Annotated in this window: 21 protein-coding genes and 3 pseudogenes; 23 read left to right on the top strand and 1 reads right to left on the bottom strand. The window is 37.7% G+C overall.

Annotation, left to right across the window (positions count from 1 at the left end):
• Positions 1 to 29: 29 nt before the first annotated feature.
• From LACDD01_RS02630 to LACDD01_RS02605, 6 genes and pseudogenes are all read left to right on the top strand, one after another.
• The gene (locus LACDD01_RS02630) at positions 30 to 1,199 is read left to right on the top strand and encodes an EndoS/ChiA family endoglycosidase (protein WP_061413118.1); all 1,170 of its coding nucleotides are present in this window, start codon (positions 30 to 32) and stop codon (positions 1,197 to 1,199) included.
• A gap of 132 nt (positions 1,200 to 1,331) precedes the next feature.
• The gene (locus tag LACDD01_RS02625) at positions 1,332 to 2,765 is read left to right on the top strand and encodes a glycoside hydrolase family 1 protein (protein ID WP_061413117.1); all 1,434 of its coding nucleotides are present in this window, start codon (positions 1,332 to 1,334) and stop codon (positions 2,763 to 2,765) included.
• Positions 2,765 to 3,637, top strand: a complete 873-nt coding sequence (locus LACDD01_RS02620; RefSeq protein WP_061413116.1) for an ROK family protein — start codon at positions 2,765 to 2,767, stop codon at positions 3,635 to 3,637. Before LACDD01_RS02625 ends, LACDD01_RS02620 begins: the two co-directional genes overlap by 1 nt.
• Positions 3,638 to 3,744: 107 nt before the next feature.
• Positions 3,745 to 4,041: a rhodanese-like domain-containing protein gene (locus tag LACDD01_RS02615; protein WP_061413115.1), complete on the top strand. Its 297-nt coding sequence runs from the start codon at positions 3,745 to 3,747 to the stop codon at positions 4,039 to 4,041.
• Positions 4,041 to 4,365, top strand: a pseudogene (locus LACDD01_RS02610) (rhodanese-like domain-containing protein). The gene LACDD01_RS02615 and the pseudogene LACDD01_RS02610 overlap by 1 nt, the downstream one beginning before the upstream one ends.
• Positions 4,366 to 4,432: 67 nt before the next feature.
• Positions 4,433 to 5,059: a hypothetical protein gene (locus LACDD01_RS02605; RefSeq protein WP_019292300.1), complete on the top strand. Its 627-nt coding sequence runs from the start codon at positions 4,433 to 4,435 to the stop codon at positions 5,057 to 5,059.
• 132 nt (positions 5,060 to 5,191) lie between these two features.
• On the opposite strand, the gene LACDD01_RS02600 is transcribed toward LACDD01_RS02605, so the two are convergent.
• Positions 5,192 to 6,550 (bottom strand): MFS transporter, encoded by a 1,359-nt coding sequence (locus LACDD01_RS02600; RefSeq protein WP_061413114.1) that lies wholly within the window; start codon positions 6,548 to 6,550, stop codon positions 5,192 to 5,194.
• A gap of 353 nt (positions 6,551 to 6,903) precedes the next feature.
• Here LACDD01_RS02600 and spx point away from each other — a divergent pair, with 353 nt between their 5' ends.
• The 17 genes and pseudogenes from spx to LACDD01_RS02520 form a co-directional block, all read left to right on the top strand.
• Positions 6,904 to 7,299: a transcriptional regulator Spx gene (gene spx / locus LACDD01_RS02595; RefSeq protein WP_019292298.1), complete on the top strand. Its 396-nt coding sequence runs from the start codon at positions 6,904 to 6,906 to the stop codon at positions 7,297 to 7,299.
• Positions 7,300 to 7,343: 44 nt separating this feature from the next.
• Positions 7,344 to 8,441, top strand: a complete 1,098-nt coding sequence (locus tag LACDD01_RS02590) for a lactate oxidase (protein ID WP_061413113.1) — start codon at positions 7,344 to 7,346, stop codon at positions 8,439 to 8,441.
• Between the two features lie 200 nt (positions 8,442 to 8,641).
• Entirely contained in the window at positions 8,642 to 10,327 is a 1,686-nt protein-coding gene (spxB, locus tag LACDD01_RS02585) for a pyruvate oxidase (protein WP_061413112.1), read from the top strand.
• Positions 10,328 to 10,345: 18 nt separating this feature from the next.
• Positions 10,346 to 10,606: a (4Fe-4S)-binding protein gene (locus tag LACDD01_RS02580; protein ID WP_061413111.1), complete on the top strand. Its 261-nt coding sequence runs from the start codon at positions 10,346 to 10,348 to the stop codon at positions 10,604 to 10,606.
• An 18-nt stretch (positions 10,607 to 10,624) separates the two neighbouring features.
• A complete protein-coding gene (locus tag LACDD01_RS02575; protein WP_019292295.1) occupies positions 10,625 to 10,897 on the top strand; it encodes a GNAT family N-acetyltransferase in 273 nt (90 codons plus the stop codon).
• A 77-nt stretch (positions 10,898 to 10,974) separates the two neighbouring features.
• Positions 10,975 to 12,297 (top strand): dihydrolipoyl dehydrogenase family protein, encoded by a 1,323-nt coding sequence (locus tag LACDD01_RS02570; protein ID WP_061413110.1) that lies wholly within the window; start codon positions 10,975 to 10,977, stop codon positions 12,295 to 12,297.
• Positions 12,298 to 12,448: 151 nt separating this feature from the next.
• Positions 12,449 to 13,431 (top strand): annotated as a pseudogene (locus LACDD01_RS02565) (LacI family DNA-binding transcriptional regulator).
• A 1-nt stretch (position 13,432) separates the two neighbouring features.
• Positions 13,433 to 14,341 (top strand): ribokinase, encoded by a 909-nt coding sequence (rbsK, locus tag LACDD01_RS02560; protein ID WP_061413109.1) that lies wholly within the window; start codon positions 13,433 to 13,435, stop codon positions 14,339 to 14,341.
• Positions 14,342 to 14,352: 11 nt separating this feature from the next.
• Positions 14,353 to 14,748 carry a D-ribose pyranase gene (gene rbsD, locus LACDD01_RS02555; protein ID WP_061413108.1) on the top strand — a complete coding sequence of 132 codons (396 nt, stop codon included), beginning with the start codon at positions 14,353 to 14,355 and terminating at the stop codon, positions 14,746 to 14,748.
• 25 nt (positions 14,749 to 14,773) lie between these two features.
• On the top strand, positions 14,774 to 15,661 hold the full coding sequence (gene rbsU / locus LACDD01_RS02550) for a ribose/proton symporter RbsU (RefSeq protein WP_019292290.1): 888 nt from the start codon (positions 14,774 to 14,776) through the stop codon (positions 15,659 to 15,661).
• Positions 15,662 to 15,840: 179 nt separating this feature from the next.
• Positions 15,841 to 16,926 (top strand): ribosome small subunit-dependent GTPase A, encoded by a 1,086-nt coding sequence (gene rsgA, locus LACDD01_RS02545; protein ID WP_061413107.1) that lies wholly within the window; start codon positions 15,841 to 15,843, stop codon positions 16,924 to 16,926.
• Between the two features lie 344 nt (positions 16,927 to 17,270).
• Positions 17,271 to 17,612, top strand: a complete 342-nt coding sequence (locus LACDD01_RS02540) for a YxeA family protein (protein WP_019292288.1) — start codon at positions 17,271 to 17,273, stop codon at positions 17,610 to 17,612.
• A 140-nt stretch (positions 17,613 to 17,752) separates the two neighbouring features.
• Positions 17,753 to 18,718 (top strand): hypothetical protein, encoded by a 966-nt coding sequence (locus tag LACDD01_RS12235; protein WP_231863352.1) that lies wholly within the window; start codon positions 17,753 to 17,755, stop codon positions 18,716 to 18,718.
• A complete protein-coding gene (locus LACDD01_RS12230) occupies positions 18,715 to 19,461 on the top strand; it encodes a hypothetical protein (RefSeq protein ID WP_231863351.1) in 747 nt (248 codons plus the stop codon). Before LACDD01_RS12235 ends, LACDD01_RS12230 begins: the two co-directional genes overlap by 4 nt.
• A gap of 30 nt (positions 19,462 to 19,491) precedes the next feature.
• Positions 19,492 to 20,736: a class C sortase gene (locus LACDD01_RS02530; protein WP_061413106.1), complete on the top strand. Its 1,245-nt coding sequence runs from the start codon at positions 19,492 to 19,494 to the stop codon at positions 20,734 to 20,736.
• A gap of 18 nt (positions 20,737 to 20,754) precedes the next feature.
• A complete protein-coding gene (locus tag LACDD01_RS02525; RefSeq protein ID WP_231863350.1) occupies positions 20,755 to 21,435 on the top strand; it encodes an LPXTG cell wall anchor domain-containing protein in 681 nt (226 codons plus the stop codon).
• A gap of 34 nt (positions 21,436 to 21,469) precedes the next feature.
• Positions 21,470 to 22,519: pseudogene (locus LACDD01_RS02520) on the top strand (hypothetical protein); the annotation flags it as partial.

Here is a 22,519-nt window from a genome sequence, read left to right as displayed (position 1 = left end):
TAAAAATGTTTTCTTAAGGAGGAGGCAAGATGAAAAAAATGAAACGCTATATGGGTTTGCTTACAGTTGGACTTGGTATGCTTATTTTTGGTCCAATCTCTGCGCAGGCACAAGAAGACAGCCAGCAAGCGAAAACTATGGTCTACTACCGTGCATGGCGTGATAAGGAAATGAAAGGTGTCAATACCAGCCTTACAGACGAAAATTGGTTAAGCATGGATGATATTCCTTATGGAATTGATATTGTCAATGTTTTTAGCTATGTCCCTCAAGGTCAAGAAGATGCCGCTGCCCCCTTTTTTGAAAAGCTTAAAAAGTCTTATGTCCCCAACTTACATGCTCGAGGTGTAAAGTTGACTAAGGCAATAGATTATTCAGAGCTTTTAAAAATTCCATATGCAGGCAACTTTCCAACCCCAGAAGAATTTGATGCTTATGCGAATCAATTGTTAGACGAGCATGTACGCCAATACGGACTTGATGGCTTAGATATTGACATGGAAACGTATCCAAGTACTACAGATATTGCTCTGTCAAATGGTGTTATTCGAGCATTATCAAAATATATTGGGCCTCTCGCAAAGAACGGAACCGTATTTGTTTATGATACCAATGGTTCCAATCTCAATCCTTTGAAAGACGTTGCTGACAGTTTTACATATCTTGGTTACCAACAATATGGGTCAGATGACACACGCACAGCCAGAGCAATAAAAGATTATACCGGGGTAATTCCAAAAGAACAATTTATGCCTGGTTTAGCCTTTCCGGAAGAGCAAGACCGTAATAGATGGTACGATGCTAAAGAACCTTACGCAGAAAGTAATATTTACAAAGTAGCAAAATATACAGCAGAAAATAAACTGTATGGCATGTTTCTTTATGCCTTAGACCGTGATGGAAGAACATATAACAATTTTGATCTAAATCATATTGTGCCTTCTAACTTCCTTTGGACGAAAACAGCCATTTTGCAGGCCAAAGGCTTTACTCTCCAAGAAACAAAAAATATAGCACTACATCATTGGAAGCGTGTTGGACAAGGAACAGAGAATTATCAAACTGTTTTAAATAGGATTAATCAAGCTCAGTCAATTTATGAAGTTAATAAAGTCTTGCTTGGATCAAGCGATAACTTTGCCAATGACGGTGTAAGTCCTCAATATGACCCAATGTATGAATTACAACTCATGAAGTAGACTTTCGTTTTTGAATAAAAAATAGATGAGATTCTAGGAAATTTTACTTTTTCTAGGGTCTATTTTTGAAAAAGTATAAATCCTTCTATTTGAGAAGAAGGAAAGAAGAAGGAAAGTAGAAGGAGCAGAACAATGAAAATAGAATTTCCAAAAGATTTTTGGTGGGGGGCAGCGACAAGTGGTCCACAAACTGAAGGACGTTTCAAGAAAAAACACGACAATGTTTTTGATTATGACTTTGATCATTTTAGTGAACGATTTTGGGGCTCAATTGGTCCAGATACTGCCAGTAATTTTTACAATGATTTCGAAGAAGATATCCGTTTGATGCAGAAAGCTGGACTCAACAGTATTAGAACAAGTATTCAGTGGTCCAGACTTATTGAGGATTTTGAGACTGGGAAGACTAATCCTCAAGCAGTGGCATTTTATAACCGCGTAATCGATACTTTCTTAGCTGCCGGAATTCGGCCCATGATGAACTTACATCATTTTGATCTACCTGTAGAGCTCCTCCATAAATATGGCGGATGGGAAAGTAAAAAAGTGGCGCTACTCTTTGCTCAGTTTGCGGAGCAATGTTTCCGCTTATTTGGCGACCGAGTAACGGAGTGGTTTACACATAATGAGCCAATAGTAGTTGTTGAATGTGGCTATCTTTTAGGTTTCCATTATCCCGACCTTAAAGATGGTAAAAAAGCAGTTCAAGTTGCCTATAATCTGCAGTTAGCTTCCAGTTTAGCGATTGAAAGATTTAGAAAAATTAATAAGAATGCCCAAGCTCAGATTGGAATCATTCTCAACTTAACGCCTAATTATGCTAAGGACGAGGAAATAGAGAATCTCAGAGCGGCTCACTTTGCTGATTTATGGCAAAACCAACTGTTTTTAGATGCTTCAGTAAAAGGACATTTCCCACAAGAACTCGTCAATATTTTAGAGCGTGATGGTGTATTGTGGGAAAGCACTATTGAAGAGCTTGAGGTGATAAAGCACAATACGGTGGATTTTTTAGGCGTCAATTATTACCACCCAAGTCGTGTTCAAGAGCCAGAGTTTTCAAGTGACAGTTTGGCTCAGGATTGGTTACCTGAAAAATATTATGCATCCTTTAACAAAAGAGGCGTGCGTATGAATGCAGACAGAGGCTGGGAGATTCACCCGCAGACGATTTATAAAATAGCAAAAACGATACAAAATGACTATAATAACATTCCTTGGTTCATCTCCGAAAATGGAATGGGTGTTGAAAATGAAGCACGTTTTGAGGATACAAGTGGTGTTATCCAAGATGATTATCGTATTCAATTTATGACGGAACATCTTTACTATTTACACCAAGCAATGGTCGAAGGTTCAGCTTGTTTAGGTTATCATACATGGACACCAATAGATTGCTGGAGTTGGCGTAATTCCTATAAAAACCGCTATGGATTAATTTCTCTAGATATTCACAGACAGATTAAGAAACTAAAAAAATCAGCACATTGGTATCGTAAAGTTTCAGAAAGCTCAAGTGTTGACATTGAAGAAGCACTGTTACAAAAACTGAAAGAGGATAAATAATGGCACTGATAACAATTGATGTTGGTGGAAGCAGCATTAAATATAGTCTTTTCTCTGAAGGGAAATTAGGAGAAGTCAAGTCGAAGCAAACCCCCGATAATCTCGAAGATTATTACAGCTGTCTGAAGGATATTGTGAGTGAAATGAGACAAGAGAGGACAAATATTACTGGTGTTGCGATGAGCTCTCCTGGAGCGGTGAATCAATCAACAGGCTATATTGAAGGATTCAGCGCATTGCCTTATATTCACGGCTTTAATATCCAACACGCATTAGAAGAAAAGTTAGGCTTAACTTTGACTATTGAAAATGATGCCAATTGTGCTGCTCTTGCCGAAGTTGCTTTTGGAGCAGCAAGGCATCTAAAAAATGTACTTTTTCTAGTACTTGGCACAGGAGTAGGTGGAGCTGTTGTTCTCAATGGGAAAATTCATCACGGGAAACATCTTTTTGGTGGTGAATTTGGTTTTATGTTGATGGATGAAAAACATACTTTTTCGGAACTGGGAACAGCAGTAAACATGGCAAAGCGTTACAATCAACGGTGTAGTACAAATGTGACAGGACAAGAAGTCTTTAGACGAGCAATACAGGAAAAGGATATTCTTGCACAAGAGGAGATGGAACGCTTTACATTTAATGTTGCTAAAGGTATTTATAATCTCCAGTATGCTTTTGATCCTGAACTCATTGTCATTGGTGGGGCAGTTTCACAAGCGGAGTGGCTGGTTGCAGAACTTAACAAACAGCTGAACAAAATAATTAAGACTTTAGAAATACCGCCTTTTTTGCCTGAGATTAAGGTTTGCCACTATCGTAACTCAGCCAATCTCATAGGTGCAGCCGTAAATTTTCAACAAAATAAGAGATAAAATAAAAGATATAGAAAACTATGTCTTTTTTAATAGAAGCATTAAATTTGATTATATACCCTATAGGGTATATAATGGTGTTATAAACAAAATAAAGGAAATAGTAAATGCGAACAATTACAATGCAAGATTTAATAGAAGTAATGAAGGACAAAGCTGATATTATTGATGTGCGAGAAGCTTATGAATATGAAGCTGGACATGTACCAACAGCACGTAATCTCCCCATGAGTGAAATCGAAAACCGTATTGCCGAAGTTAATGTTGGAAGCTATATTATCTGTCAATCGGGTGCTCGCTCAGCACAGGTGACACAATGGCTTGCTGCAAATAATATCGACGCTATTAATGTCTTGGGCGGTACAAATGCTTGGGACGGTTGTTTGGCCAGTAAGGAGAACTGATGTTTGGATTATTTACTAAAATTAAAAGTATAACAACAACAGAGCTTGCTACACATCTGAGAAATAATCAGACAAAAGAAGAAGTTATTGATGTGCGAGAACCTTATGAATATAAAAAAGGGCATATTAGAGGAGCTATAAACATCCCTTTAGGGCAAGTTTCTGGTGCATCACTAGTACCCGGCAAAAAGTATTTTGTGATTTGTCAATCAGGGATGAGATCGAAAAAAAGCCTCTAAAATACTTTCAAAAATGAACTACAACGTAACAAACGTGACCGGGGGAATGCTGTCATGGCATGGTAAAGTGACACGAAAAGATTAAAAAGCTAAAAGCAGAAAAGTTCAGAGGGATTAACAAGTCTCTCTCTTTTTTTTGATATAATACATTTATGACTTATCAAGTAAAAATAATATACCCTAAAGAAGAGGCTCTTGAGAGCAATAAATTAACAGAACGTACATTTAATGAATACATGGATGACTTGGAAGCAGAAGAAGTCATTAAACAGTATGAGCAACTTCTAACTGAAGGTTATTCTATTTCAGTTAACTTTTTCCCGCCACAAGTAGACAAAGAAGGTAGTGAACAAGATCCATTTAAAATTGCGGAGAGTTTTGAACTTGCTGGTATAACTTACAAAGCAACGTTGAAACTCAAAGCTTCAGGAACTTATGAAGATATGGTAAAAATTGCTAAAATGATTGAGCAACAAGGCTATGATTACAGCATCACTGTCAAACTTCAGATTAATGAAAATTCGCCCGTCGATTTTGAGAAAGAAAGTTCATGGTTTGATTCCGAATATGCAAAATATACGGTATTGCCTAAGGCAAGTAGCCAAGACATTTCAGATCTCCGCTCACTTTATGATATCTTATCCGAAGAACACTATAAGGTAAGCATCAATCTTAAAGCTAAAGTCAAAAAAGATGATGACGATAGCTTCGCCAGTCAGTTGGCAGCCTATCCTGCAGAAACTTTAGTGACCTTTAAATTGTCGGATGCTACAGTATAATAATTATTTTACATAAATAAAAATATGTAAACCGAAATTAAAAAGTGTCTGGGCTTAAGTTTTAATAATGAGTTAGATGGTCTTTAGATTGTTTTACATAAATAAAAAAAAGAGCACAGGAATGCTCTTTTTTTATTTTTTCTTATTTTTCAATGCAGAATAACTTGCAAAGAGTCCCAGAATTACTAATACGAAGAACATGAGTAGAATGACTGATGTCCCAAATTGAGTGCCTTCTTTAAATCCTTGAGCGTGTTGAAAGACAGAGAGAATGTTGGCTACCAAAGCAGTTGCAATGGCTCCGATAAATTGTTGTGATGTATTAACCAATGCATTTCCGTCTGAGAGCTCTTCTGATGAAAGTGTGCTTAAACTGCTGGTCATTAAGTTGCTGTAGGAAACACCCAGTCCAAGCATCATAACGATATGCGCAATCAATAATAAAATAAGTGATTGCGTTGGTAGGAAAACAAAAAGTAAAATGATACCAAAGCTTGCAGTTAATAAACCAAAGGTGATTGGCTTCTTCGCACCAACCTGATCCAAGATTTTCCCAGAAATTGGAGCGAGGATTGCTCCGACAAGAGCTCCTGGAAACATAAAGAGTCCAGCCACAGCAGAGCTATATCCCGCAGAAACTTGGATAAAGTTAGGTAAAATAAAGGATAGACCTAAAAGAAGACCTTGATAAACCAGAAGCGTAAAGAGAAGTGCAACAAATTTATGATGACGTAATATAGCTAATTCGATCAGTGTTTCTTTACGATTATAATAAACAAAGAGTAGGGCACTTAAAATACCAACAATAAAGAGAATTACAAAGGTCAGAATTTGCTCGGCGCTCAAGGCAGAAATGAAGACGAAAAACATGACAGAAAGTGCCAAAACTGGTCGAAGTGCCAGTTTTTTTGTCGTTTGTTTTTTCTCTTCTGGAAGTGAAGAAAGACCAATAATTAGGGATACAACGATTAATGGAAGTAAAAAGATGTAAATATAGCGCCAATCCAATGCGTTTGAGATGATACCACCATAAGTTGGCCCAATGGCCGGTGCAATTGATGTTGTCACTGTTCCTAATCCCATCATCATACCACGTTTTTCAAGCGGCGCCTTGGTTAAGATAAGGTGGAACATTAAAGGTAAAGCAATACCGGTTCCGACACCTTGTAAAAGGCGTCCGGCCAGCAAGAGGGTAAAGTTAGGTGAAAAGCAATTAATCAGGACACCAAGGAAGAAAAGAAGATTCCCAGATATAAAGAGCTTACGAGACGAGAAGCGGTGATTAAAGTACGAAGACAAAGGAATAATAATCGCAATTGCTAATAGGTAAATAGTAGTCACCCACTGTATCTTGGAAGTACTTAGCCCAAACTCAGTAATTAATTGAGGGAAGGTCACGTTCATCGCTGTTTCGATTAATACACCTGAAAAAGACAAGAGCCCGGTAGCAATGACAGCACCTAAGAGATGAAATTGTTTGTTTTTATTCATGCAGTTAAATGTCCTCCTAATTTAAACAAAAAGAGGCGAAATTATTATCCTAAAATAATAATTTCGCCTCTGTATAATATCAACATAAATCTATGTTATCTGTACGAAAGTTATAACTTTTCTATTATAACTTCTATGATAAAAAAATGCAACTGTAAATATGAAAGACAAGTCCAAGAAATTTAATTGAAATATTTTTGTTATTTAACTATCAAAATTTTAACCTGTATTTATTACTTAATTATTGATATTTTGAGGAAAAGGAGTTATTATATAGTTGTGTTTACAAACGTAAACAATTTCGGGCAAGTGAGTTTCACTTCCTACAATAGAAATAAAATGGAGAAGACAAAATGATTAAATTTTACTACACTCCCTCATGTACCAGCTGTCGGAAAGCAAAAGTTTGGTTAGAAAACCACAATCTAGAATACACAGAGCATAACTTATTTGCTGATCCTTTGACAGAAGAGGAGATTGGTGAATTGTTAGCTAAAACAGAAAACGGCACTGAAGATCTCATTTCAACACGTTCACAAGCATTTAAAAATTTAAACGTCAATGTAGAAGATATGACTGTTAAAGAGTGGACAAAATTCATCTCACAACATCCGGAGCTTCTTCGCCGACCACTTTTAGTGAAAGGTCCACAGCTCCAAGCTGGATTTAATGAAGATCAATTGCGCAGTTTCTTTTCGAGAGAATATCGTCAAATTGAATTACAAGAAACAAAGAGCGCAGTAGCTTAAAGTACAAACTTGAAAAAATAATAGAAAAGAAAGAGGAAATAACCATGGCATATATTACTAGTAATGATGAACAAAAAGTAGAAATCGTAAATATTGCCTCGCTTGAGAGACGTGTAAAAGATCGTATGGAAGCTCAAGGGAATAAAGGTGCCTTTGGTTATATTCGTGGTGGCGCAGAGGATGAGTGGACAATGCGAGAAAACACGGCTTCCTTTAATACTAAAACAATCTCTCCTCGTGTGTTACGGGGAATTGATTCTGCAGACTTGAGAACCAGCATTTTTGGAATTGATCTTAAAACACCGATTATACAAGCTCCGGTTGCTGCACAAGGATTAGCTCATATGGAAGGAGAGGTTGATACAGCTAAAGCCATGGAAGAAGTGGGATCACTTTTCTCTATTTCAACTTATGGTTCAACATCTGTGGAAGATGCAGCAGCAGCTGTTAATGGAGCACCGCAATTTTTTCAACTTTATATGAGTAAAGACGACCAATTTAATCAGTTCTTGCTTGAAAAAGCGGTGAAATCTGGAGTTAAAGCCATTATCTTAACTGCTGACTCTACACTAGGTGGATATCGCGAAGAAGATGTGATTAATCATTTCCAATTTCCACTTCCAATGCCAAATTTGGCAGCATTTTCTGAGTCGGATGGCGTAGGAAAAGGTATTTTTGAAATTTATGCGGAAGCAAAACAAGGTCTCGTTCTCTCTGACATTCAAAAAATTAAAAACTGGACAAATCTTCCTGTTATCGTGAAAGGTATTCAAGATCCAGTTGATGCGATGGAAGCTATTGCAGCTGGTGCTGATGGTATTTGGGTATCTAATCACGGAGGTCGCCAACTTGATGGAGGACCAGCTTCCTTTACCGTCCTTCCAAGAATTGCACAAGTGGTCAATAAACGTGTCCCAATTATTTTTGATAGTGGTGTACGTCGTGGGGAGCATGTCTTCAAAGCTTTAGCTAGTGGTGCAGACCTTGTTGCTATTGGTCGTCCCGTACTTTACGGCTTAAACTTAGGCGGGAAAGAAGGTGTTAAATCAGTGTTTGAACATCTTAATAAAGAATTATCGATTACCATGCAGTTAGCTGGTGCTAAAGATATTGAAGCTATCAAAAACACTGACTTACTTTAAATTTGAGTAAGTTAAATCAAAAAGTGTATCGAAAATCCTCTCTTAAAAAGTTATTTTTCGGGTATCTTTACCTTTTCAGACTATTTCGTAGTATAATTAAGATATATTGAAATGAAAAGGCTTTCGCTAGAGAGCAGCAATTCGTCATCTAATTTTCGGTCACTCATATTTTAAGTTTTTAGAAATGAGAGGAAATAGTAATGGTAGAAACAATAAAAGCTGGTGTTGCAGCAGTTAAAGTTCTTGAAAATTGGGGAGTAAAAGATATTTATGGTCTGCCAGGTGGCTCCATTAATTCTTTGATGGATGCCCTCTTAGAAGAAAAAGAGCGTATTCATTTTGTTCAGGTCCGTCATGAAGAAGTGGGTGCGATGGCTGCAAGTATGCACGCTAAATTTACAGGACATATCGGTGTAGCCTTCGGTTCTGCAGGACCTGGCGGAACGCACTTAATGAACGGTTTATATGATGCAAAAGAAGATCATGTTCCTCTGTTGGCAATTATTGGTCAATTTGGCACTACTGGAATGAATATGGATACTTTCCAAGAAATGAATGAAGATCCTATTTATGCTGATGTTTCAGTCTACCATCGTGTGGTCATGACCGCACAATCGCTTCCTCATATTATTGACGAAGCGATTCGTCAAGCCTACAGCAAAAAAGGTGTGGCTGTAGTTCAACTTCCTGTTGATTTAGGTTGGCAAGAAATTGAAAAAGATTCATGGTTTGATGCAAGTCAAGCTTATATCCAACCGGAACTTGCTGAACCCAAGCAAGAGGCTATTGAGCAAGCGATGCAAATTTTACAAAATGCTGAACGTCCTGTCATTTTCTCTGGTATCGGGATGCGTGGCGCAGGGACTGAACTTATGGAGCTTTCAAGAAAAATTAAAGCCCCAGCAATGGTTTCCGCACTGGCTATTGATATTGTGGATGATGACTTTGAGGCTTTTCTTGGATCGCCTACTCGAGTTTCAAGAAAACCAGCTAATGATGCTATTGCAAACGCAGATACGGTTTTAATGCTGGGAACGAATCAACCTTTTATCGATGTTACGAATATGTTTGAACATGTGAAACACGTGATTCAAGTAGATATCGATCCTGCAAAACTAGGCAAACGACAACGGACAGAACTCAGCATTTTAGCAGATGCTAAAAAAGTTGTGAAAGCTCTCTCTCAGCAAATGAAGGAAAAAGAAGAGACACCTTGGTGGCGTGCTAATGTAAAAAATATCGCCAACTGGAAAAATTATACGCAGACCCTTGAAGAAGATAAAGAAAATCCGTTGAATCTTTATCAGGTCTATCATGCTATTAATAAAGTCGCGAAAAAGGATGCACTTTTTTCAACTGATGTTGGAGATGTTACGATGACATCTGTTCGTCATTTGCATATGGGTAAAGGTCAACTTTGGCGCACTTCTGGTTTGTTTGCGACAATGGGTGTTGGGATTCCAGGTGCGATTGCGGCCAAGTTAGATTTCCCTAATCAACAGTTTGGTTTTATCAAAGATGAGCAAGAAACGACTAATAAAGGTTATCTTGGGGTGGAATTTACTGGGATTAATTTTGCAAAAGTTGCTGAGGCAATGGGCGTTCATGGCTTTACAGTTAACAAAGTCGAAGAGTTGGACGATGTTTTTGCCCAAGCAATGAAGTTGATTGAATCAGGCTTACCTGTACTTATTGATGCTAAAATTACGGGTGAAAGTCCTATTCCAGTGGAACGTCTGCAGCTTGATCCTAAACAATATCCACAAGAAACTATTGATGCTTTCAAAGAACGTTTCCATGCTGAAAAATTACAACCTTTTGCTGTTTATATGGAGGAAGAAGGTTTGGTAGAGGCAGGAAAGGCGACAGACTTGGGAGGCTTCTAATCATATTAAGGGGTGAAAATGGACAATTCAAAAATTAACAATCAAACAACAACTGATGAAAACTTGGAGCAAGCAGGTTACCGACGTTATCGTGGTAAGGAAATGGATATCTATTATAATGCTCAAATTTGCGAGCATGCAGGAGAATGCGTACGTGGTAATGCAGCTGTCTGGGAAGTGGGGCGCAGACCATGGATTATCCCAGATAATGGAGAAAAATTTGATAATCAAGAGATTATCAATCGTTGTCCATATGGTGCACTAAAATTTATCAAGTAAAAAGAAAAGAGGAAGACTATGAAAACTGTTGAAGAAGACAACAACATTATCTTGTACAATGACAATAATGAACGCATCGGCGAGATGACATTTATGAGAATGGGCAATAATATTGTTATCACTCATACAGGTGTTGCTATTGAATATCGAGGCCAGGGTCTTGCTCAACTACTTTTAAAGGCAGGGATTGAGAAAGCACGTAAAGAAAATCTCAAACTTCAAGCGACTTGCCCGTATGCGGCAAAGTATTTTAGAACCCACAAAGAAGAATTACAAGACGTTTTAAAATAGGAAAAACAAGTCAAAACATTCGCGTTTTGGCTTTTTTCCTATTATGATGGATTTAAGAGAAAGTTGGAGGAGCAGATATGGAAAAATATGACTATATTATTATCGGTGCAGGACCTGGAGGGAATGCACTAGCTTATGCACTTAAAGAGCAAGGAGCATCTGTCCTAATTGCGGAAAAGGATAAATGGGGCGGAACGTGCCCGAACTATGGTTGTGATCCCACAAAGATTATGATGGCACTTGTCGAAGCAAAGTACAGAGCAGAAAATCTTGTATCCGCTGGTTTGCACGGTAACCTTAGAATTGATTGGCAAGAGATGCTAGCTCGAAAAAGAGCATACAGTGATGCCATTCCTTCAAGCACTGAACAAGGATTGAAAAGCGCAGGCATTAAGACTGTTTATGGCTCGGCAAGTTTTCAGACCGATGGACATCTAGATGTCGGCGGTAAGGCATACTTTGCGGATAACTATATCCTAGCAACTGGTGCACGACCAAGGGTTTTGGATATTCCGGGTAATGAGTATTTACTGACTTCCAATGACTTCTTAGAGCTAGAGGAACTTCCCAAACGTCTTGTTTTCTTAGGTTCGGGTTATGTCTCACTTGAATTAGCGCAAATCGCTAATGCAGCGGGAGCTGAGGTTTCTGTTCTCACACACGGAGCACTAAAAATTCGAGGTTTCGCGGATGAATTTGCAGCCTCGTATATTAAGCAATTACAAAAGCAAGGCATTTCCTTTATTGATAATTTTTCGCCTGAAAGGCTTGAACAAACTGACTCAGGAATCAAAATCACTAGTGAAGACAATCGCAAAGTCACTGCTGATGGTGTTATCTCAGCAGTCGGGCGTATTCCAAATATTGAAGACCTAAATCTCGACGCTGTCGGTGTAAAAACAAAGGCTAAAGGTATTGAAGTCAATGAATTTTTACAAACTAATAATCCAAATATATATGCTATCGGAGATGCTTTAGATAAAAAGCAGCCCAAACTAACCCCTGTTTCAGGTTTTGAAGCTAGATACCTTGCACGTTATTTTGCACAGGACGGTCAAAATGAAGGTATCAAATATCCGGCCATTCCTACTGTTATTTTTGGATCTAGCAAACTCGCCCAAATTGGTCAAACCAAAATTCTTGATAAAGAAAATGAGCGAAACATAGATATGACGGATTGGTATACCTATAAACGCATAGCTGATCCTCTTTCAAAAATTAATGTTATTGTAAATGATAAAAATGAAATTCTTGGAGCGACACTTCTCTCGACAGTGGCAGAAGAACTTGTAAATATCTTGAATTTCTGCATTAATCAAGCTATTAATTTGGACAAATTTCAAAATATGATCATGGCCTATCCCACAATTGCTAGTGATTTATTCTATCTTTATGACTAAAAAGCAGAAAGAGCCAAGGTTGAGGCTCTTTTTTTGCGTTTTTTAATTAATCTAATAATTTTTAGTTTATGCTTGACATATTTACAGCAAGCGATTACAATAGTTAAGTAATATGTGAGAACGTTTCCACATTATGTCACAAGGAGGTCTATTGGCTACAATCAAACAGGTTGCCTCGAAAGCTGGCGTTTCCGTGTCTACAGTTTCAAGATATATCACACATAACGGATATGTTAGCGCAGAAGCAGAGGTAAAGATTAAAAATGCGATTCAAGACTTGAATTACTCACCAAATATCTCGGCTCAGTCTCTAAAAAGTAAAAAAGTAACTTGGTCGGTCTTTTATTGCCTGATATCTCTAATCCCTTCTTTCCAATGTTGGCGAAAGGAGTGGAAGAATTTCTTAGAGAAAAAGGTTACCAACTAATTTTAGGGAATGTTAGTGAAGATCGTGAAATCATCAAGTCCTATCTTCAGTTTTTAGTTCAAAGCAATGCTGCTGGTGTCATCACAACGGTAGACTTTAAGGAAGAATTTCCTGAGTTTGACTTACCTGCAGTAACTGTGGATCGTGTAGGTAAGAAAAGTGAATTTGGTGTATTCTCTGACAATAGCCACGGCGGATTTCTGGCTGCCAAGGCTGTAGTAGAAGCAGGAGCACAGCAGATTGCAGTTGTTCGAGGACCATTGACAACGGATAATACGAATGAACGCTTTAGTTCTAGTATTACCTACTTAAATCAAGCAGTGGTGGACTATCAAGTTTTTCAAAGTATGAGCTATGATTTTTCGGACATCCAAGCGGAAGCAGAAAAACTTCTCAAAGAACAAAACACTCTTGATACGATTATTCTGCCTTCTGATGTTTATGCGGTTGCATATATGCAGGAGATTCATCGCATAAATAAACGTATTCCTGAAGATATCCAACTGATTGGTTATGATGATATTTTGATGAGTAAATACGTTTATCCCGCTCTTTCAACAATTCATCAACCCGCTTATGAAATGGGGCATGAAGCGGCCCAATTAATTTATAAAATGGCAAACCATCAGCCAATTGACCAAAAACAGATTAAACTTAAAGTTTCTTATGTTGAACGTGATAGTACAAGAAAAATAAAGGAGAACTAAAATGAATAAGATCACAATTATTGGCAGTATCAACCTAGATACAACTTTGAGAGTAAGCAATATGCCGAAACCAGGTGAGACTTTACATGCTAAAGAACATTTTACTGCCGGTGGCGGTAAAGGTGCCAACCAAGCGGTAGCAGCAAAGCGTTCTGGCGCTGATACTTTCTTTATTGGTGCCATTGGTAAAGACGGTGCTGGACAAATGATGCGTGAGCTTTTAGAGTATGAAGATATAGATACTTCAGCTGTACAACTCTTAGAAAGCCAATCTACAGGTCAAGCCTTTATTACCGTGGATGATTCTGGTGAAAACAGCATTATGATTTTCTCAGGGGCGAATAATGCATTTACACCGGATCACGTTGAAAACTCAAAGCATATTATTGCCAACAGCGATTTTTTGATTGCCCAATTTGAAAGTGCCCTTGAAAGTACAGTTACTGCCTTTAAGCTTGCTAAAGAAAATAATGTTAGAACTATTCTTAATCCCGCACCTGCGAGAACGGATATTCCACAAGAGCTCTTAGCTACAACCGATATCATTGTTCCCAATGAAACTGAAGCTGAACTTATAACTGGAATAAAAGTAGAAGATGAGCATAGTCTAAAAGCTGCTGCCGATTACTTCCACAATCTTGGTATTGAAGCAGTGATTATCACCTTAGGAAGTAAGGGAGCTTATTATGATATCAAAGATGGCAAGTCTGGTATTATTCCTGCTTTCAAGGTAGCGGCTGTCGATACAACAGCTGCTGGTGATACTTTCATCGGTGCTTTAAGCACTGTTTTAAAAGCTGATTTCAGTAATATTGAGGATGCTATTCTTTATGGCAGTAAAGCTTCTTCCCTTACTGTACAAAGATACGGTGCACAACCTTCAATTCCCTACAAAAATGAACTGGATTAGGAGTATTTCAAATGAAAAAAACAAAAGTTATAAATTCTGATATTTCACGTGTCATTGCTCAAATGGGTCACTTTGACAAGCTTAGCATTGGTGATGCTGGGATGCCAGTTCCAAGAGGAACAGAAAAAATTGACTTGGCTGTAGATAGTGGTATTCCAAGCTTCATGGACGTCTTAAATAACGTTTTAGAAGAACTTGAAGTTCAAAAAATCTATCTTGCTGAAGAGATAAAAGAAAATAACCCAAAAATTTTAACTCAAATTACTGATCGCTTATCTAATACACCTGTCGAATTTATTCCACATAGCGATATGAAGGCAGAGTTAAATAACTGTCATGCCTTTATCCGTACAGGAGAAATGACACCTTACGCAAACATCTTACTAGAAAGTAATGTCGTATTTTAAAGACAAATAGGAGAAAAACAAAAACATGAATACAACTGCACTATTAATTGGCCTTGGCCCGCTTCTTGGTTGGGGGCTTTACCCAACAATCGTTTCAAAAATTGGGGGGAAACCCGTCAACCAAATCCTTGGTTCAACTTTAGGTACTCTAATTTTTGCCCTAGTTTTTTCCATGTCACAAGGCATTCATTTAGCTTCAGGGATGGATTTATTTCTCGGTATTTTATCTGGAATCGGTTGGGCTGCAGGGCAAATCGTAACTTTTTACTGTTTTAGTTTGATTGGTTCTTCTAAAGTAATGCCAATTACGACAGCTTTCCAACTCTTGGCTGCATCACTTTGGGGTGTTGTTGCTTTGGGAAACTGGCCTGGTGTTAGTGCTAAAATTTTGGGAGCTTTCTCTCTTATACTTATTATTTTTGGCGCGAGCTTGACTGTTTGGTCTGAAGAAAAAACGCCTGCAAGTACGGGTCTTTTGAGAAAAGTAGTTATTTTCTTAGCGCTTGGTGCGATTGGGTATTGGGCCTACTCTGCTGCTCCTCAAGCTAGTAACTTGTCAGGTCAAGAAGCCTTTCTCCCACAAGCCATTGGTATGCTCTTGACTGCCCTTATTTACAGTATTGTTATCTCTTTCAAAGAAAAGTCTAAAATGGCAATCTTTGAAAGTGTATCATACAAACATATCATCTCCGGTTTCTTCTTTGCATTTGCGGCCTTAACTTACCTCATCTCTGCTCAACCTGATATGAATGGTTTGGCGACTGGATTTATTCTTTCTCAAACATCTGTTGTTTTAGCAACATTGACAGGTATCTGGTTCTTAAATCAAAGAAAAACAAAAAAAGAAATGCTCCTAACAATTATTGGTCTGGTCTTAATTATTATTGCAGCCTCAATAACTGTTACAATCTAAAGAGAAATACAGCTTTAAAGGCTGTATTTTTTTATATTAAGATATGCTATACTTGAAGTAAAAGAAAGGAGCAATTATGCACGTAAATAAGGAAATTGTAAGACATGGGGAGGCACTTGCTCACGTCTGAACCATATTGTCTCCCAATAAGTCACTAAAACTTTTTGGAGGAACAAAACATGAACACAAACTATAGATTAAATACATTAGGCTTCACAGAAAAATTAAAAAAAGAAGCTCTGAATTATCCAGATTTTTATCCCGGACGAGTGATTGAACAGAATCGCAATCAATACATCGTCGCAACTCAATCAGGTGAAGCCAAAGCAGAAGTATCGGGGAAATATCGTTTTGAAGCATTAGAATCACTTGACTTTCCAGTAGTCGGAGATTTCGTTCTCTTAGATCGCGAAACAGATTCTACTGGACGAGCACAAATTCAGCGCTGTTTGCTACGCCACTCATCCCTTATTCGTAAAGCAGCTGGAGAGACGCATGAACGCCAACTTATGGCGGCTAATATAGATAAAGTCTTGATTTGTATGTCGCTTAATGAAGACTTTAATCTACGACGAGCAGAGCGTTATCTTACCCTAGCATGGGAATCAGGTGCTCTTCCTGTATTTGTATTAACTAAAACAGATGTAGCACAGAATATGGAACAAAAACAAGCAGCTCTCCAAGAGATTAGTTTAGGTGTTGATATTATTCTGACATCCTCACAAACTGAAAATGGATATTTTCCTTTACAATCCTACATCACGGCCGGAGAAACCTATGTTTTGATTGGTTCATCTGGTGTGGGTAAATCAACATTGGTTAACGCATTATTGGGACAAAAAGCGTTAAAAACAAATAATCTACGCAGTGACGGCAAAGGAAAGCACACCACAACACAACGTAGGCTATTTAAATTACCTTCAGGAGCTATGATTATTGATACGCCGGGGATACGTGAAGTTGGCTTAGATCGGGCAAATTTTAGTGAAAGCTTCTCAGATATTGAAGCTTTAGAATCGCAATGCAAATTTTCTGATTGTACACACGGCAATGAGCCGTCTTGTGCTGTACAAGCTGCTCTTGTACAAGGAGAGCTTTCCTACGAACGTTTGGCAAACTATCAAAAACTACAAAAAGAAATGACTTACTTAGGTTTACATGCCAGAGAAGTGGAAAGAAAAAAACTCGATACAATGTTTAAAGAAGTTGGTGGGATGAAAAAAGCTCGTAAAACTCTAAAACAAAAAAATAAACGTTACTACTAGAAGGAAAAGCACTGATCTTTATTGTCAGTGCTTTGTCTTTCAGGAGCACTTTCCTATCCATTGTGGAATAAAGGGATAAAAATATAGTAATCAAAATCAAAGAACGGTTACTGTTTTGAATTGCAAGAAGAAGTGGCAGTTATTTTACTTTTAAGAAGAACAACAAAACCATAAAATATCGAAAGAAAAAAACACGCACTATTTTAGACAAAAATAGTATTTATCATAAAAAAAGTCTCCTTTTATTACTTATAATAAACACAAAAACATGAATGTTCAAATTGCTCTTAAAAATGTATTTATGTTTTAGTATACTATAAGTAAATAAGACTATTGGAGAAAATATGAAAAGATTTATTGGGTTAACTGTTGTATCAATTATTTTTTGTGGAGGATATTTTGCTTTAAAACATATTTTAAACACGACTGACTATTACGCGAAAGTTACTTTGGAAAACAAGACGAGTTCTGTGACCAGAAGCACTTCTGATTCAGAAAGTGAATACGTCTATTTCTTCAAATCCTCTAATAGTAAAGGGGAAATCAAAGATCTACGTTTACGTGCAGATTCATTACGTGAAGGTGTATACATCATGGCTCACGTAAATTACGATAAGATTGTACGTTGGAATATTGTAGAAGAAAGAAGTGTTCCACCAAAAGCGCTAGAGAAGATAAAGTTATAAAACAAAAATAATGCCTACTGCATTATTTTTTTATTTTGTTTAATATTAATAAATGTTTAAGCAATTAATTCGCTTTTGTTCTGACAATTCTGTACAATTAAAATATAAAGCGCTATCACACCAAAAGATTGGAGAAAGATATGAAAATTAATACAAGGAAAAGAAAGTTCACCTTAGCTTCTGTGGTGTTACTTGCTGCAGTTTCAAACATGATTGTTTCTCAATTAGCTGTGGAGGCCGTAACGACCACCATTAAAAATCAGGTCTCTAATGGTGAGGTTGTTATTTATGCACAACAGGCTGGACCTTCAAGTGCTGCCGCTACGGGAAATGCTATCGGGAATAATGACGGTACACAACAAGCTGCAGGTGAATCTTCAACATCTACGGCGACAAATAACTTAACAATGTCGAACGTTCAGTTTTCTGCAACTAAAATTACACCGACTGGTGCTGCTTCTGCAATGGTTAACAGTACAGGTGATGTTGTATCCTCAGCCTTTACAGCCGATGCTTCAACAAGAAAAATTCAGAAAACCGATACAAATGGTATGACGGACTTTACGGGACTTACTGATGGTTATTGGCTTTTTCATCAAATGACTTTGGTTGGCGGTGTACAGACTGTTAAGGATTTTATTGTGACGGTTAATACTTCCGATACAACCAATAAAGGTCCACTGAATGTCTATCCGAAGCAGGATATGACGAAATATAAAAACTTATTTGATATTGCTGCTACAAACGCTGATGATAACTACAACGGAAAAACGCCTAATGAACTTGTATCACCTAATGCAGATACGACGACTTTAATTGATACAAATGAGAGTGACGCTGCGAATACAACGACAGCAGCAGCTGGAAACAAGGTCGGTTGGAATGTCAATACAAGTTTTGATAAATCCCAATGGACCAATACTTCTGATACAGTGACTTCGCCTGACATCGCAGATAATGTTAAAGCAAAATTTACGATTGAAGATACGATTCCAGCAGGATTCACAATCGGTATTCCAACGCTTAAGGCGGATACAACAGCTTTAACACCTGAAGTAGATTATACAATGACCATTACGAATCAAGTGGTTCAAATGATGGCATGAAAAAAGTAGCTGGTCTACTAGATGCAGCAACAGGTAGAATAAATATGAACCTCTACATTCCTACGACAGTATCAGGTAGTGTTACAGCGGGGTCATATAAAGATAATGCCAAAACAACAATCATCAATGCTTACGGTGTCGATCTCAGTTCAACACCTAAAAACTCTACTGTAAATATTGGTGGTGTCCAACTGACGAAAACGGATGGGACTTTAGCAATTACTTCATCTCCAGCTACTTTTGTGCTGGTAAGAGCAAAAGATGCAGCCGCGGCTGAGGCCTTGGTTAAAAAACATGCCTCAAGCTTTAATGGCTCTTCTTCAGATCTTTCCAGTTTACCGACAGCCTACTCATCAACAGACAAAGCATCTTTCGTGACACAAGCTGACGGAACAATTGCTGTCAAAACAACAGGAGCTTCAGGAGTCGCTACTTTTTCTGGTCTTAACCTTGTTGACACCAACACAGACACAGAAAACACAAGCAACTATTTTGCGGTCGAAGTGATTGCCCCTGATGGTTTCCAATTACCAACAGCAACCACAGCTGCCAATGTAACAAAGGTCAATGCTTCAACAACACCAGCTGCGCATAATAATGATATTGTGAATAATAAACCATTCCCACTTCCATTTACAGGTGGAGCAGGAATTGTCGCCGTGGTATTAGTAGCAGGAGTAGCAGGCTTTGCAGCAATGGTTATTCGTAAAAAGAAACAAGAAGTAGAGGTAGATTCAAAATAGTAAAATATGGCTACCATGCAGGAGGAGCACATGCGTGATAAAAGTCCAGATAGAAAAAGCGAACGTCGATTTTCACTGCGCAATATTATTTCCACTGTTCTGTTGATTCTTGCTTTGGGTCTTTTATTTTATCCTATCTTTGTGAACTATATGGTCGCGCAACAAAATAAAACGACAATCCAAAAATATACCAATAGCGTTGAAACAATAAATCCAGCCCAAGCAAAACATCTCAAAGATGAAGCAACTATTTATAATCAGTATATTTATGCCAAAAGTCAATACCAAAGCTGGAATAAAGCAGTACCAGATTATAAGCAACAGTTGGTGACTAACAATGATAAAGTTATTGCTTATCTCTCCATTCCACAAATTAAGGTTACGAACATCCCTGTTTATAGTGGCGATAGTGAAGAAACATTAGCAGCAGGTGTTGGCCATATCCCGCAGACAAGTTTACCCATTGGTGGAGAAAATACACATGCTGTATTATCAGCACATTCTGGGCATATTAATAATACCTTATTTTCTGATTTGGAAGACTTGAAAATGAAGGATGTTTTCTACATTCATGTCTTAAATCAAACATTAAAATACGAGATTTTTGAGCGAAAAATTGTAAATCCTGAAGATACGGATGCTATTAATGTCATTCCGGGAAAGGATTTGGTCACACTGGTTACATGCTGGCCAACAGGTATTAACAATAAACGCCTACTTGTTACAGGAAGAAGAGTTGCTACAAATACGGTGAATCCACAAGAGCATATCCAACGTAATAAATATGGCTACAATTTCTGGGTGATGCTTCTTGCAAGTCTGTTAGCGCTGTGTGCATTGGGGCTTGTTTTACGCAATGTCTTGGGTGCTAAAAACTATAATATGCGAATCGATAGAGCACAGTTCGATGCGATTCAAAAATGCAAACAAGAAATTATTATTGCGCCACTTCCTTCGGGAAGTAAAAAGTACCGTTTAAAAGATAAGATTACACTCATTGCGGCAGAGACTCTTGAGTCTGATAAACGTCAATATTTTGTAAAAGCAGATGACCAACAGTGGGAGAGTGTTAATAAGAGTAAGAAAGCTGAAAAACAAAAGGTAAAAATTACTCAAATCATAGATGCAGATGAATTTAATAAAACAGATGAACACTTAGAACACACAACATATCTTGAGTTTAAAAAGACAGCAGAACACCTGTTACAAGAGCGGTTAAATACAAAACAGCTTCCTGAAAACTGTATTTTAATTAAGGTGATGGTAAAAGAATAAATTCTAGAGAGGATCCACATGAAAAAAAAGACGACTATTGGCTCTTATATTCTTTTTTTTTCAATTGTCTTATTGAGATGGAATAATGCGCCAATTCAAGCAGCGGAAAGACGTTCTCAAAATATAATCATTGTAAAATATGGGCTCACATCGACGTCTCATGGATTTTCTACTGATCAAAGCTTTAATACCGGCTTAAAAATTAACAATATTATTATTGATAATGAAGGTAAGGAACTTCAACCCATAGCTGATATAAGCTATATAGTACAGCAAATTACGGAGAAGGATGATCTAGCAGTAATGGACCCCTCAAGCTATACAAAAGTGGGCAACCCGATAAAACTCGTGACAAATAAAGAAGGTATCGCAAATACACGTTTAGGTGACGGCAAATACATCCTAACTGAGCAAGCCAATAATGCTGCAGGGCTTATTAATCCGCAAGCTCCTGTTTTGCTTGATCTCCCAACAGCAGATAGCCTAGAAGAGATTTATATATATCCCAAATCTAGCCTTATTAAGACTGAAAAGCAACCTACACAAAATTTTACCAAGCCAACACAAATTCAGTACAGACATGATTTACCACATACGGGTGAAAAAATCTCATGGTTTATTGCACTTAGTGGGGCATTTCTTCTGATTATTATTGCTTTTGTTCTTAATCGTAAAGAAAAAAGTACACAAACGAAGTGAATTTAGGGGAAGGAGGTGAATTTATTTGAAGAAAATGAGCAAAAGTGATTGTGGTGACTTAAGTTTGGGCTACAAATATTATAAGAAAATAAGAAGAAAGAATAAAAGAGGGAAAAACAAAGCATTACACCAATACTTTAAACTAGTTTTATATACTTTCACCTTATTTATACTTAGTCCATTGTCACCTGTTGTGAATTGGATGCCTTCTTTGGGGACTCTTTCTGCTGAGGCTTCCATTACTCAACAAACGGATGGTTCTGGTATAACTTGGAATCTTATCACAGCTGGTAATGATATTAATACGTTAGCTACAACAGCACTTCCCGGTTCTACACTTTATATAAAAGCAGCAAACGACTTGACCTTAGGCGTTACTGCAGTATTGCCTTTAAACTTAACTTTAGTTTTTGATATGGGCGGCCATGCTTTATACAATACAGGAGCTGCCGTTATTACACCTTCTGTAGGGAACACCATAACTTTTCAAAATGAACGTATTGTATCAACAGGGACGACTAATAGCACTACTGTACCAAGTCCCTTAGGAGTAGGTACGGTAGCAGGAGTATACAACTACTATTATGGTCTCTTTAGTGCAACAAATATCTCGGGAGTTAGTATAACTTATAAAAATGTTGTCCAAGATTTAGGGACTATAACAACTTGGGGAGCTGGTGGACAACCTTTTTATAATATTGGAAGTTCTGTTAATTTCTCTGGAACCAATTACTTTAACTATAATTCGGGGCAGGAATTCATGGAAGGCACAGGGATTAATGTCCTTGATGGAACCACAACAATTAAACACAGCTCTGGTGGAAATGCCCCATTGTGGGCTCAATCCGCTGCTTCAATAAATGTTGCGGCAGGAGCGACTTTAGATTTTACGGGAAGTTCAACTGGACGTGGTTTTATTTATTTTGATAATACACCCACTTTTACGATAAATAATAATGGCACTCTAAAGCTCAACATGGCTGGCGCAAGTAGTAATAATTTTTATAGCAATACCGGTATGTCATCGATTACGATGAATTATGGTGTTAATTCTAGTACAACGATAACTGCACCCGGATTCTTT

The sequence above is a fragment of the Lactococcus sp. DD01 genome, assembly GCF_001578715.1.
Taxonomy (GTDB): Bacteria; Bacillota; Bacilli; order Lactobacillales; family Streptococcaceae; genus Lactococcus; species Lactococcus petauri.
The sequence above is the reverse complement of the archived record's forward strand: the minus strand, read 5'-3'. Positions and strand labels throughout refer to the sequence as shown.